The sequence below is a fragment of the Actinomycetes bacterium genome (assembly GCA_024222295.1).
GTDB lineage: Bacteria > Actinomycetota > Acidimicrobiia > Acidimicrobiales > Microtrichaceae > JAAEPF01.
Window position 1 is genome coordinate 124,339 of the sequence record JAAEPF010000017.1, and the last position, 12,294, is coordinate 136,632.

The following is a 12,294-nucleotide window of genomic DNA, read 5'->3' on the forward strand; positions in this document are numbered from 1 at the left end:
TGACGTTTGCGCGGTGCTGGATCGCGGCCAGCGGGCCCTGCGGGCGATCGTCTGGCAGGGTGTCGTCACGAATCTGTCACCGTTCGTCTGTCCGCGGACGTTCCTCTTACCTACGATGGTGCCTGTGACCGCCGAGCTGGCCCCGCCCCCGGGCAACGAGTGGATCGGGCTTTGCCCCCAGGAGCTGGATCCGTCGGCCGCGCACGAATGGCTGGTGCGGCCGGACTGCGGTGCCGTCGTCGTCTTCACGGGCAACGTCCGCGACCATGCAGGCGAGCGCAGTGGCGTCGAGCTGCTCACCTACGAGGCCTGGGAAACCGAGGCGGGGGCGCGCCTCGAAGCGGTTGCTGCCGAGCTGCGCCGGCGCTGGCCGGAAGCAGGCCGCGTGGCGCTGCTGCACCGAACCGGCGACGTTGCGCTGAGCCGACCCGCAGTGGTCGTGGGTGTGTCCGCCCCCCACAGGGCAGCAGCGTTCGAGGCAGCTCGCTTCGGCATAGACGCCGTCAAGGCTGCGGTGCCGATCTGGAAGCGAGAGCGCTGGGCGGGCGGCGAGGACTGGGGCCTCGACGGCGCGGAACTGGTCGACCCCGCACAGGTTGTCTCGGCCACGGGCAGGGCAGTCTGATGCCGGCTCTCGTGTTCCTTGCTCTTGCGGTGTCCGTGAGCGTGATCGGCACACTCATCCTGTGGGCACGGCACCGCCAGCCCGACACACCCGATGCGTCGATCGAGGAGTTCCGCTCGAAGATGGCAGCCCTCGGCGACGAGGACCCATCACAGGGCCGCGGCGTCGGCAGGCCGGGAGTCTGACCCTGGCCCGCGACCTGGCGATCGACCTCGGTACGGCCAACACGTTGGTATACGCGCGGGGCGAGGGCATTGTGCTCAACGAGCCCTCGGTGATCGCCCTCAACGACCGTTCGGGCACGGTGCTGGAGTTCGGCCGCGACGCCTGGAAGATGATCGGCCGCACCCCGAGCTACATCGTGGCGGTACGCCCGTTGCGCGGCGGGGCGATCACCGATTTCGAGGTCACCCAGGAGATGATCCGCATCATCCTCAAGGAGGTGGGGGTCAACCGCCGCAACCGCCCTCGTGTGGTCATCTGCGTGCCCTCGGCGATCACGGCGGTGGAGAAGCGAGCCGTGACCGAGGCGGCCCGCAAGGCAGGTGCCGTCGAGGCACAACTGATCGACCAGCCGATGGCGGCGGCGATCGGTGCCGGGCTCCCGATCAACGAACCGCTGGCAAACATGGTCGTCGACATCGGCGGCGGCACGTCGGAGACGGCGCTCATCTCCCTGGGTGGGGTCGTGGCGCTCGAGGCGGTGCGCGTGGGGTCGTTCGACATCGACGCGGCGATCATCCACTACATCCGTCGCGAGTACGGCATTGCGATCGGCGAGCAGACAGCCGAGGAGATCAAGATCCTCGTTGGTTCCGCCCATGAGACGCCCGACGAGGTGCGGGCCGAGGTGCGGGGCCGCGAGCTGATGTCGGGCCTCCCCAAGAACGTCATCCTGTCTGCCCCGGAGGTGCGCGAGGCGATCGCGGATCCGGTCAACGCAATCGTCGATTCGGTGCTCTCGTGTGTCGCCGAGGCTCCCCCGGAGTTGGCCCAGGACCTGATCGAACAGGGCATCAACCTCGTCGGTGGCGGGTCGCTCCTCAAGGGTCTCGACCTTCGGCTGTCACGCGAGACCGAGGTGCCGGTACGGCTGGTGCGCCAGCCGCTCGAGGCCGTGGTGCTGGGTGCAGGCCGGATGGTCGAGAACTACGAAGAGCTGGCCGACATGTTCATGGCCAGCGGACGCTGAGCCGAAGCCGTCCCCGTATTCGTCCACAACACCGCGGAGCACGGTTAGTGTTGCCCGTCACAGCTGCCTCACGTCGCCGCAAGGCGACCCAACCAACAGCGGCCCGGGAGCCCACCAATCGTGTCCTTGCTCGAGATCGACGACATCGGCGTCCGCTTCGGCGGTGTCAACGCGCTCGATGGCCTCAGCTTCGGAATCGAAGGCGGGCAGATCGCGGCGCTGATCGGCCCGAACGGGGCCGGCAAGACAACGTTGTTCAACGTCGTGTCGCGCATCTACCAGCCGACGCAAGGCACGGTGCGCTTCGAGGGGTCGGACCTGCTGGAGGTGCCGGCGCACCGGATCAGCGACCTGGGTGTCGGGCGGACCTTCCAGAACCTGGCACTCGTGCCGGGCCTGAGCGTGCTCGAGAACGTCATGGTCGGAGCGCACGCACGCAGTACCGGCGGATTCTGGTCGTCCGCGCTGCGGGTCACCCAGATGGCCGAGGAACGTCGCGTGGCCGATCGAGCCGAGTCGATCCTCGAACGCCTCGACCTGCACCATCTGTCGTCGCGCCCCTGCGATGGCCTGCCCTTCGGCACGCTCAAGAGGATCGAGTTCGCGAGGGCCCTGGCCGGTGAGCCGAAGCTTCTCATGCTGGACGAACCCGCATCCGGGCTCACCCACGGTGAGGTCGACGAGTTGGCAGCGCTCATCCAGCAGATCCGTACCGAGTTCGCCCTCACGGTGCTGCTCGTGGAGCACCACATGTCGATGGTGATGGCGATCTCGGAGAACATCGTGGTGATGGACCTCGGCCGCAAGATCGCCGAGGGCACCCCCGACGTGGTCCGCAATGACCCGAAGGTGATCTCCGCCTACCTGGGAGCAGCCGAATGAGCCTTCTCAGTGTGTCGGGCCTCAGAGCCGGCTACGGGATCGTGGAGGTCCTCTTCGGCATCGACCTTGAGGTCGACGAAGGCGAACTGGTGGTGGTGCTCGGTGCCAATGGTGCCGGCAAGACGACCACGCTGCGGGCGATCTGCGGGATGATCCCGTCCACCGGCTCGATCCAGTTCGACGGCCAGGACATCCGCGGCAAGCGCACCGACCGGATCCTGGCGGCGGGTGTCGCCCACGTACCCCAGGGCCGCGGCACGATCACGGCGCTGACGGTGGAGGACAACCTGCGCCTTGGCGCCTATCAGCGCTCGGGGCCCGAGGTCGACGAAGACCTGGCGATGTGGCTGGAGGCGTTTCCCCGACTCGGCGAGCGACGCACCCAGCAGGCAGGTTCGATGTCGGGCGGTGAGCAGCAGATGCTGGCGATCGCCCGGGCCTTCATGAGCCGCCCTCGCCTGCTGCTGCTCGACGAGCCGTCACTCGGGTTGGCGCCCCTCGTGACCCGCGAGGTGTTCGATCGCCTGCGCGATGTCACCCGCGACACCGGCACCGCAGTGCTGTTGGTCGAGCAGAACGCGAACCTGGCGCTCGACTTTGCCGGCCGCGCCTACGTGCTGGAGGCGGGGGGCATCGTGGCTTCCGGGCCGGCCGAGCAGCTGCAGCACGACGAGACCATCCAGAAGGCGTACCTGGGCCTGTGACCCCCGCGACCGAACCCCCGTCCCGCATCAGCGGCACCCACCGGTGTGGGTTTACCCGAGGTCAGGTCGCGGCCGGTGTGCCGCGGCGGAGGGTATCAGCATGAGCAACTTCATCCAGATCGTCCTCGTGGGGCTCGCTGACGGCGCTGTCTATGCGATGTTGGGCCTCGGCCTGGTGATCATCTTCCGCTCCACAGGCCTGCTGAACTTCGCGCAGGGTGAGCTGGCCATGTTCTCCACCTTCATCGTGTGGACCATCTGGAACGCAGGAGTCCCGATGTGGCTGGCCGTTCTGGGCGGCATGCTCGGCGGGTTCCTGATCGGGGTGATCCTCCACGGCGTCGCGGTCGCGCCGCTAGGAGACCCGCACCAGAACCCGCTCGCGGTGGTGATCGTGACCATCGGCTTGTTCCTCGCGATCAACGGTGCCGCCCAGCTCATCTGGGGCACCGTCGACAAGCGACTGGACCCGCTTTTCGGGGACGGTCAGATCACCATCGGCGATGTCGCGATCCAGTACCAGAAGATCGGCATCTGGCTGGTGCTGGCGGCGCTGGTGGCAGGGTTCTCCGTGCTGTTCCAGCGCACCAAGGTGGGCCTCGGGATGCGGGCGGTGGCCTCCAACTCCGAATCGGCCGGCCTCTGCGGCGTGCCCGTGCCACGGATCCTCATGCTGGGCTGGGGTCTGGCAGCCGCCGTGGGCACCCTTGCCGGCGTCCTCACCGCCGACCGGGCCGGCGTCGGCACCAACCTGATGCAGCTCGTGCTGATCTTCGCCTTCGCTGCGATCACTCTGGGTGGATTCGACTCCATTGCGGGTGCCGTGGTCGGCGGACTCCTGGTCGGGGTCCTCTCTGCTGTGGTGCCCGCCTATGTGTCGGCGTTCGAGAAGATGCCCCTTGCGCCGGCCTTCGTGCTCATCCTCGCCGTGCTGCTGTTCCGGCCTGAGGGATTGTTCGGGTCCAAGCAGGTGCAGCGCGTATGAAGTCCAACGCGCCCCCATGGCTCCGTTGGGGCTGCCTCGGCGTTCTGTTGGTCGTACTGCTGCTCCTGCCCATGCAATTCAGTGCGTTCAGGGTGGAGCAGTTCATCGGCTGGATGACCATCGCTGTTGCGGCGGCCGGTCTGAACCTGCTCACCGGCTACAACGGCCAGATCTCGGTGGGTCACGGTGCCCTCTACGGTCTCGGCGCCTACGCATCCGCATTGCTCGTGGTGGAGAGCTCCTGGCCGTTGCTGTTGACCATTCCGGCTGCCGCTGTCGTCTGCTTCGTGGCCGGCGTCGTCATCGGCCTGCCGGCACTGCGGATCCGTGGTTTCTACCTGGCGCTGGTGACCCTGTCGGTCGCAGTGCTGTTCCCGCAGATCATCGAGCAGTTCTCCAGCCTCACCGGCGGCCGCAGCGGCCTGCGAATGGTGGTGCCCCAGGAAGGTTGCCCGAGGGGCCGCCCGGAATGTCCCGTGAAGTGGGAGGCCCCGGTCGACGGCCTGGAGCCCGACCAGTGGAAGTACTACATCTTCCTGACGGTCACGATCATCGTGTTCGTGGTGCTGTCCAACCTCGTGCGCTCCCGGGTCGGCCGCAGCCTCGTCGCCATCCGTGACAACGAGACTGCCGCCGCGGTGTCCGGTATCAACGTGTCTCGTACCAAGATCATCACCTTCGGAGTGTCGGCGGCGGTCGCCGGCGTCGGCGGGGCGATGTTCGCCCTCAACGAGGGCCAGGTGAACCCGAGTTCGTTCACCCTGCTGGTGTCGATCTACCTGCTGGTGGCCGTGGTCGTGGGTGGACCGGCCACGGTCATGGGTCCGGTGGTCGGTGCAATCATCTACGGGCTGTTCAACGATGTGATCGGCCCCGCCCTGCCAGGTCGGTTCGAGAACGCGGCGCCGGTGATCCTCGGTGTGCTTCTCGTGATTCAGATGCTGATCGCGCCCAACGGCGTCGTGGGCCAGTTCAAGGATCTGATGGGCCACATTCAGGCTCGTCATGCAGGGGGTGCCCCGGAGGGGCAGACTGTCGGTAGTTCGGAAAATCAGGAGGAATCTGAGACATGAGTGCAAAGTGGAAGCAACTGGCCGCCCTGTTCCTGGCCGTGGTGCTGGTAGCAGCGGCATGCGGCCGCGATGACGACTCCGGATCCTCATCTGACGATTCCGGTTCCTCCTCGGAGGACTCCGGGGACTCCGACAGCGGCTCGGAAACCGCCGGTGCGTTCATCGATCCGTCGATCGACTGCGCCGACTACCAGCCCACCGAGGGCATCGAGGGTGACACGATCAAGATCGGCACCATCCGCCCGGCGACGGGCAACTTCGCCATCTACGACCAGGTGACCACGGGCCTCGAGGCATGGACGAAGTCGGTCAACGACGCCGGCGGCGTCAAGGCCGGTGACGGCAACACCTACAAGATCGAGTTGGTCAAGGAAGACGACGCCTATGACCCGGCGAAGACCCCGAACCTCGCCAAGAAGCTGGTCGAGGAAGACGGTGTGTTCGCGATCGTGGGTGCCATCGGCACCGAGAACAACCTGGCGATCCGCGACTACCTCAACGACAACTGCGTGCCGAACATCGCGCTGGCGACGGGTTCCACCAACTGGGGCGACGCTGACCAGTACCCCTGGTACATCTCGGGCCTGCCCTCCTATGCGCTCGAGGCAAACTTCTGGCTCGACTACATCGCCGAGACCAACCCGGAGGCCAAGATCGCCCTGCTGTACCAGGACGACGACTTCGGCCAGGCCTACAAGGGGGCGCTGGAGAAGGCGATCGAGCGGTCCAACAACGACGACGGAACCTCGATCGAGATCGTCGGTGAGCAGGGCTACAACCCGACTGCCGAGCCCACCACCGAGTCCAAGACGGTGCAGCTCGCAGGCAGTGGCGCGGACACCTTCATCGTCGGCATCGGCGGCACTCCGTGTCCCGCGACGCTGACCTTCATCCCCGAGACCTGGACGCCGACGACATTCATCTCGGTCACCTGCGCCGGCAACACCGCCATGAGCATCGCCGGTGACTCCGCTGTCGGTGTCATCCAGGCCCAGGCCACGCTCGACCCGGCCGATCCGGCCGACGCCGACCAGCCCGCGGTCCAGGAGTTCCTCACCAAGGGTGCCGCCGCAGGCCTCGACGAGGGGCAGCTCAAGGGTGGCATCACGTCGATCGGCTGGGGCTTCGGCAACTTCTTCGGCATGGGTCTCGAGAACACCGAGAAGGTGGAGCGGGCGGAGATCATGAACTCCCTGTTCGCCTTGGACACCTCGGCATTCGGCCTGGTGCGGCCCGAGATCGAGGTCATCACCGACAACGCCGAGGATCCGTGGGCCCTCGAGGGCTTCCGGATCGCGCAGCGCAACGCCAACGGTGGTTGGGACGAGCTGTCACCGGTGAAGAACCGCAACGGCGAGTCCAATGAGCTCGCCGGCTGACCGGTCACATTCCTGAATCGAAGAGGCCGGCCCTTCGGGGCCGGCCTCTTCGCGTATGGGGATGCCTGGCTCGGTCGGTCAGGTCGCCTCGCCCCGCTCGATGCCCAGTAGGTCCTCTGCTGCCTGGCGCACCTGCAGGTCGCGGTCCGCCGTCAGGCGCTCGAGCATCGAGGAGACCTCTTCGCCGTCGAAGGCGGCGAGGGCCAACACCGCGCGACGTCGCACGGTGGCGCGGTCGGTGCACCCGTGCAGCACTGCATCCAGGCCGCGAGGGTCACCCAGTGAACCCAGGGCCGCCACGGCTGCCTCGCGGCACAACGAGTCGTCATGTGTCAGCGCCATCGCGGCCAGGGCGTCGATGACGTTGGTCGCTTCACTCGGAGGTGGCCGGGACTCACCGAGTGCAAACGCCGCGTTCTCTGCAACCCCGGGCTCATCGTCAAGCGCCTCCACGAGGGCAGTTGCCAGCGACGGCCGGCCCGCAGCCACCTTCGTGGCGCGTAGGCGCACGGCCACGTGGCCATCGCGAAACGCGGCGCGGATCGTGTCGTCGCCGAGCGCGCCCATGCGGTCGAGGGAACCCAGCGCGGCCGCCCGCGCCCTCGGGTCCTGATCCTCGAGCCCGGAGCGCGCGACGGTCTCGTCGCCGGCGTGTCCGGCGACCACGATTGCATGCACCCTGTCGTGGTGGGTTCTGTTCATCAGCACCTACACTGACCGGACCGAAGCAGTCCAGGAGGACGGTTGCAGTGTCACACATGGTGATCTTCCAGGCGCCGGGTGGTAGCCCCGGTTACAACCAATTCGAGTCGTTGGAGGAGGCGGTTGCCTTCGTGGAGTCGCTCCGCAACGAAAAGGATGTCACTAACGCCCGGATGTTCGCGCTCGAGGAGATCAAGTTCGACCTCAAGCCGTACTTCAAGGTGGAGCTACAGGCGTTGACCGCTGGATCACCGGCCCCGGCGCCGGAGCCAGACCCGGCGCCCGAACCGCCGGCAGAGCCAGTCGCTGAGCCGGTGGCCGATGCCGCGCCCGAGGCGGCGCCGGTCGACCCCGCTGCTGCACCGCCGCCACCGGTGGCCGAGCCCGCTCCCGCAAGCACCTTCGGAGCGTTCAGTGACCAGCAGCCGGCGCCTGCGCCGGCACCGGCACCACCGCCTCCCGACGCCGTGCCGGCGCCTGAGGCCGCACCCGAGCCGGAGCAGCCGGCGCGACGCGGCCTGTTCGGCCGCTGAGCAGCCGATTCCGCTGACCTGAGCGGGGTTGGGTCCTCGGAACCGGCCTGGCTGAGGGTTTGCTAGGCGATAACCAGCACGGCGCTGACCACGAGGATGCTCACGATCGCGCCGATCAGCATTGCAGTTCCGAACACGCTGACTGCCAGAAGCACCGCGGCGCGGATCCGACGGCCCAACGAGACACGCACATCCGAGGCCTTGAGGTGAATCGGCTCATCGGGAGCCTGCACGAGCACGGGGGTGTCGATGCCGGAGATGTGTGCGACGGTCAGTTCCCCGCCGGGGAACCGGCTGGGCGCGGTCTCAGCCCCGGCCACCCCGTCGAGGGACGAAACGGCGCCCGCCATGGCAGGCTGAGGTATCGGGCGCCTGCCGAACAGCGCCAGCCCGAACAGGGCTGCGGAGCCCACGACGACCACCAAGCCGATGAGTAGTGCTGACATGACCCCCGGAAGTGTATCGCCGTCTCCAGAGGAGCCGGTTGGCGCGCCGGGGGACCAGGCGACAGTCGACGCACCGGACGCGTCGCAACCGAAGCGCCGTCGTCGCTGGTGGTTGTGGGGAATGGCAGGCGTGCTGGTCGTGGGTGCCGTGCTCGGCTTCCTCTTCGTGCCCACGCCCTATGTGCTCATCCAACCCGGAGCCGTGCGCGCCGCCGAGGATCGCATAGAGGTGAGTGGGGCGCAGAGCTACGACGACGACGGGCAGATCCTCTTCACCACCGTCTACGTGGACCAGGCGACCCTGTTCGGGCTGATGCGCGGCTCGTTCGACGACGCCATCGAGGTGCGTACCCAGGATGAGGTCTACGGCAAGCGAGGCAAGGACGAGACCCGCGAGATCAATCGCCAACAGATGGACCTGTCGAAGCTGGTGGCAACGATGGCGGCACTCGACGAGCTCGGCTACGCCACGCGTTTCGCCGCCGAGGGCGCGCACGTGCTCGAGGTCACCGACAGCGCTCCCGTTTCGTCGCAGATCCTCCCGGGCGACGTGATCGTCGGAGTCGACGGCATCGAGGTGACGTTGCCGGCGGACCTGCGAGCCGCCCTCTTGGACAAGTCACCCGGTGACGAGGTGACGGTCTCGGTCCGCCGCGCGGTGGCCCCCACAGGCGAGTCCGCGTCGGGTGAGGGAGCCGATTTGGAGCTCCTGGAAGTGACGACGGAGCTTGCAGCTGCAGACGAGACAGGCGTCGAGGCCGATCAGGGTGTCGAGGAGCCCGACGCGCCCCGTGCGGTGCTCGGCGTGAGCGTCGAGCCCTGGAACCCGAGCGTGCAGTCCGATGTGGAGGTCGAGATCGACTCGGGCACCGTCACGGGGCCCTCAGCCGGCCTCGCGTGGGCGCTGGCGGTCATCGACACCCTCACACCCGGCTCGCTGACCGGCGATCGCAACGTTGCGGTGACCGGCGAGATCCTCGCGGACGGATCGATAGGAGTCATCGGCGGCATTCCGCAGAAGGTCGCCACGGTGGCACGCAACGGCGTGACCGTGTTCCTCTATCCGGCGGACACCCCGGCTGAGGAGCAGGAGGAGATGCGCCGCATTGCCGGCGACGACGTCGAGTTGGTGCCCGTGGCGAAGCTCGCCGATGCCGTCGAGTACCTGGCACCCGACGGGCTGCCCGGCGCCGACTGAGCACTCCCGGGGCCACCCGGCCCGCGGAATCGGACTGTTGGGCTTCGATATGTCCGCCACGGGCACCGGGTGGTTCCCTACGATCGACCCATGAGCGATGCCCTTCCCGACATTCCGGACCTCGATGCTTCCAAGGTTTCCGGCGCGAGTTTCGGCCGGTCGCGAAAGGGCTTCGAACCCACCGAGGTCCGCAAGCTGCTTGGCCGCGTGGCTGATGCGCTGCGTGTCTACGAGCAACGCGATGGCCAGCTGGTGGCGCGGGTCGAGGACCTGAGCCGACGCCTTGACGAGGCCGAGGAGTTCGACGAGGACCGGGTGACCGAGATTCTCGGCGCCGAGACCGCCCGGATCGTCGCAGCGGCGCGCTCGGCGGCAACGGAGATGCGCGGCGAGGCCGAGCGGGAGTCCAAGGAGCTGCTCGACACAACCCGCGCCGAAGCCGAGGAGACGGCCGCGGACCTGGTTGCCGAGGCATCGCAGGACCGCGAAGCAGCCGGCAGGGCGCGCTCCGAGGCGGAGTCGGCTGCAGCGGAGATCGTGTCGGAGGCCACCGAGTCGGCCGAGAAGGCCATGGCCTCGGCAACAGCCGAGGCCGAGGAGACCCGCACCAGTGCCACCGCCGAGGCCGAATCCCTCACGAGTGCTGCAAAGGAAGAGTCGGAGCGACTCCGTTCGGATGCCCAGAGCCGGCACGACGAGATGATCGAAGCAGCCTCGAGTGTGCTGGGAGAGCGCACCGCCGAGGCGCAGGAGGCTGCCGACGCGCTTCGCGAGAAGGCCGAAGCGGCTCTGGCTGACGCCGAGGAACGAGCGGCCACCGAGCTGGACAACGCTCGCACCGAAGCGCAGCGTCTGGTTGCCGAGGCCAGGGACACTGCGGCCATAGAGGTGGAACAGGCGCGCGAGAAGGGCCGCGAGATGGTGGCTGAGGCCCGCGAGGTGCGACAGCGCATGCTGCGGGACCTGGCCGAGAAGAGCCGTGCGGGTCGCCAGAAGGTCGAAGCGGCCAAGGCGGCGCGTGCTGGAGTGGTCGACGCGATCCGCGGCGTCGTGGGCAACCTGGAGCAGACCCTCGGGGGGCTCGACGACGGGGACCGGGACCTCAAGCGCCTCGCCGATGCCGCTGCGGCCGGCGTGCCCGACGACGTGGACACCGTGGCTCGCGAGCTCGAGGCGGCGCTCGAGGGTGCATCCGATGTCGATTCCGGGGTCGGTGCGGGTGCGGAGCCGGACGATCAGTCCGCCGAGGAGGCCGAGGAATCCCCCGACGAGGTGGCGCCGGACGCACAGGATGCAGATTCCCCCGACGAGGCCGAGGACGACACGCAGGCATCCGCCGAGTCCGGGCCGGACGAGGTCGTCACCGAAGATGCGGACCTCACCGAAGAAGTCGGGGCAGATGATGCTGGCGCAGATGAGGCGGACGGGACCGCTGCGGTGCCCGGGTCCGGGGCAGGCACCACTGACGGGACCGACAGCGACGACAGCGGCGTGTCGACCGCAACGTCATCAGGTGATGCCAACGGCGGAGACGGGCCGGCACGGGGCATGGCAACTGCCGGTGCGGGGAGCCAGATGGCCTCGGTGCACGACCTCTTCGAGAAGCTGCGCTCCGACGATGATGCGCCGGACGTCGCGGCTCACCCTGCGGGCGCCGAGGGCGCGATCGACCTGACCGAAGACGATGCCGAACCCTCGGCGGACAGCGCCGTGGCTGACGGCAATGCCGCGACTTCCCCGGTCGTGGCTGGCGATGCCACCGACACCTCGGTGGAGCCGGAGTCGACCGGCAACCTCGCACTCGCCACCGAAGCCGGGGAGCAGAGCCTTCTCGACCGTCGTGACGAGCTGCTTGCCCCCGCCGAGAGGCTGCTGGCCCGCAACCTGAAGCGCCTGGTGGGCGACGAGCAGAACGAGGTGCTCGACCGGGCCCGCCGGATCAAGCGCGGTCGCGCCGAGCTCGAAGACCTGCTCAGCGAGGACGCCTCCACGACGTTCGTGGAGGGCCTGGCCGAGCCCTACCTGCTGGCAGCAGCGGCGGGTGCGCAGATGTGGTCGGAACTGTCCGTCGCCGACCTGGTCGAGCCGGCAGCGCCCGACGTACAGGATCGCCTCGCCAAGCAGGTCGCGGAGCTCCTGGAACTCCGGCGGGTGCATGTGCGCGAGGCCCTCGAGCAGCACGACCGGGCGGGAGCCGACCCCTCGGAGCTGGTCGACGAGATGCGCGCCGCCTACCGCGAGCTCAGGGCCACCAGCGTGCCGGAGCTTGCCGCCGACCTTGCGTCGGGCGGGTTCAACAGCGGGATTTCGACCGCTGCCGGCGACGATGCAACGTGGAAGTGGATCCCCGACAACGGTGGCCTGCCGTGTGCCGACGCAGAAGACAATGCCCTGCAGGGCCCGATCGCGTGCGGCGCCGATTTCCCCACGGGCGACTCCCTGCCGCCCGCACACCCGGGCTGCCGCTGCATCTTGGTGCCCGAGAGCGCCGATCAGTGAGCCACGGATCACCGTTGCAGATGCCCGCCGACCCCGCTTGAGGGCAATGCGAACCTGCGGGTGGCCCGCCACGCTC

At 68.2% G+C, this 12,294-nt stretch carries 11 protein-coding genes; 9 read left to right on the top strand and 2 right to left on the bottom strand.

What is annotated here, in order from left to right; genetic code table 11:
- Positions 1-115 precede the first annotated feature (115 nt).
- The 7 genes from GY812_03330 to GY812_03360 all read left to right on the top strand — a co-directional run bounded on the left by GY812_03330 (position 116) and on the right by GY812_03360 (position 6,840).
- Complete coding sequence (locus GY812_03330) at positions 116-625, top strand: molybdenum cofactor biosynthesis protein MoaE (GenBank protein MCP4434517.1); 510 nt, start codon at positions 116-118, stop codon at positions 623-625.
- Positions 626-812: 187 nt separating this feature from the next.
- On the top strand, positions 813-1,817 hold the full coding sequence (locus GY812_03335; GenBank protein MCP4434518.1) for a rod shape-determining protein: 1,005 nt from the start codon (positions 813-815) through the stop codon (positions 1,815-1,817).
- A gap of 120 nt (positions 1,818-1,937) precedes the next feature.
- The gene (locus GY812_03340; GenBank protein ID MCP4434519.1) at positions 1,938-2,699 is read left to right on the top strand and encodes an ABC transporter ATP-binding protein; all 762 of its coding nucleotides are present in this window, start codon (positions 1,938-1,940) and stop codon (positions 2,697-2,699) included.
- On the top strand, positions 2,696-3,403 hold the full coding sequence (locus GY812_03345; protein ID MCP4434520.1) for an ABC transporter ATP-binding protein: 708 nt from the start codon (positions 2,696-2,698) through the stop codon (positions 3,401-3,403). Before GY812_03340 ends, GY812_03345 begins: the two co-directional genes overlap by 4 nt.
- Positions 3,404-3,503: 100 nt before the next feature.
- Positions 3,504-4,388, top strand: coding sequence for a branched-chain amino acid ABC transporter permease (locus GY812_03350; GenBank protein MCP4434521.1), 885 nt, complete (start codon positions 3,504-3,506; stop codon positions 4,386-4,388).
- Positions 4,385-5,461: a branched-chain amino acid ABC transporter permease gene (locus GY812_03355; protein MCP4434522.1), complete on the top strand. Its 1,077-nt coding sequence runs from the start codon at positions 4,385-4,387 to the stop codon at positions 5,459-5,461. The genes GY812_03350 and GY812_03355 overlap by 4 nt, the downstream gene beginning before the upstream one ends.
- Positions 5,458-6,840 carry an ABC transporter substrate-binding protein gene (locus tag GY812_03360; protein MCP4434523.1) on the top strand — a complete coding sequence of 461 codons (1,383 nt, stop codon included), beginning with the start codon at positions 5,458-5,460 and terminating at the stop codon, positions 6,838-6,840. Before GY812_03355 ends, GY812_03360 begins: the two co-directional genes overlap by 4 nt.
- Positions 6,841-6,918: 78 nt before the next feature.
- On the opposite strand, the gene GY812_03365 is transcribed toward GY812_03360, so the two are convergent.
- Positions 6,919-7,542 carry a hypothetical protein gene (locus tag GY812_03365; protein MCP4434524.1) on the bottom strand — a complete coding sequence of 208 codons (624 nt, stop codon included), beginning with the start codon at positions 7,540-7,542 and terminating at the stop codon, positions 6,919-6,921.
- 595 nt (positions 7,543-8,137) lie between these two features.
- Positions 8,138-8,521, bottom strand: a complete 384-nt coding sequence (locus tag GY812_03370; GenBank protein ID MCP4434525.1) for a hypothetical protein — start codon at positions 8,519-8,521, stop codon at positions 8,138-8,140.
- Between GY812_03370 and GY812_03375 the strand changes: the two genes are divergently transcribed.
- Positions 8,520-9,719 (top strand): PDZ domain-containing protein, encoded by a 1,200-nt coding sequence (locus GY812_03375; GenBank protein ID MCP4434526.1) that lies wholly within the window; start codon positions 8,520-8,522, stop codon positions 9,717-9,719. The two genes, GY812_03370 and GY812_03375, sit on opposite strands and share 2 nt — an antisense overlap.
- 90 nt (positions 9,720-9,809) lie before the next feature.
- The gene (locus GY812_03380; protein ID MCP4434527.1) at positions 9,810-12,218 is read left to right on the top strand and encodes a hypothetical protein; all 2,409 of its coding nucleotides are present in this window, start codon (positions 9,810-9,812) and stop codon (positions 12,216-12,218) included.
- Positions 12,219-12,294: the final 76 nt, after the last annotated feature.

Excerpts from the sequence above, each read along its gene's own strand:
- GY812_03345 (MCP4434520.1), top strand. The coding sequence starts at position 2,696 with ATGAGCCTTCTCAGTGTGTCGGGCCTCAGAGCCGGCTACGGGATCGTG.
- GY812_03330 (MCP4434517.1), top strand. The coding sequence starts at position 116 with ATGGTGCCTGTGACCGCCGAGCTGGCCCCGCCCCCGGGCAACGAGTGG.
- GY812_03350 (MCP4434521.1), top strand. The coding sequence starts at position 3,504 with ATGAGCAACTTCATCCAGATCGTCCTCGTGGGGCTCGCTGACGGCGCT.
- GY812_03355 (MCP4434522.1), top strand. The coding sequence starts at position 4,385 with ATGAAGTCCAACGCGCCCCCATGGCTCCGTTGGGGCTGCCTCGGCGTT.
- GY812_03360 (MCP4434523.1), top strand. The coding sequence starts at position 5,458 with ATGAGTGCAAAGTGGAAGCAACTGGCCGCCCTGTTCCTGGCCGTGGTG.
- GY812_03365 (MCP4434524.1), bottom strand. The coding sequence starts at position 7,542 with ATGAACAGAACCCACCACGACAGGGTGCATGCAATCGTGGTCGCCGGA.
- GY812_03380 (MCP4434527.1), top strand. The coding sequence starts at position 9,810 with ATGAGCGATGCCCTTCCCGACATTCCGGACCTCGATGCTTCCAAGGTT.
- GY812_03370 (MCP4434525.1), bottom strand. The coding sequence starts at position 8,521 with ATGTCAGCACTACTCATCGGCTTGGTGGTCGTCGTGGGCTCCGCAGCC.
- GY812_03375 (MCP4434526.1), top strand. The coding sequence starts at position 8,520 with ATGACCCCCGGAAGTGTATCGCCGTCTCCAGAGGAGCCGGTTGGCGCG.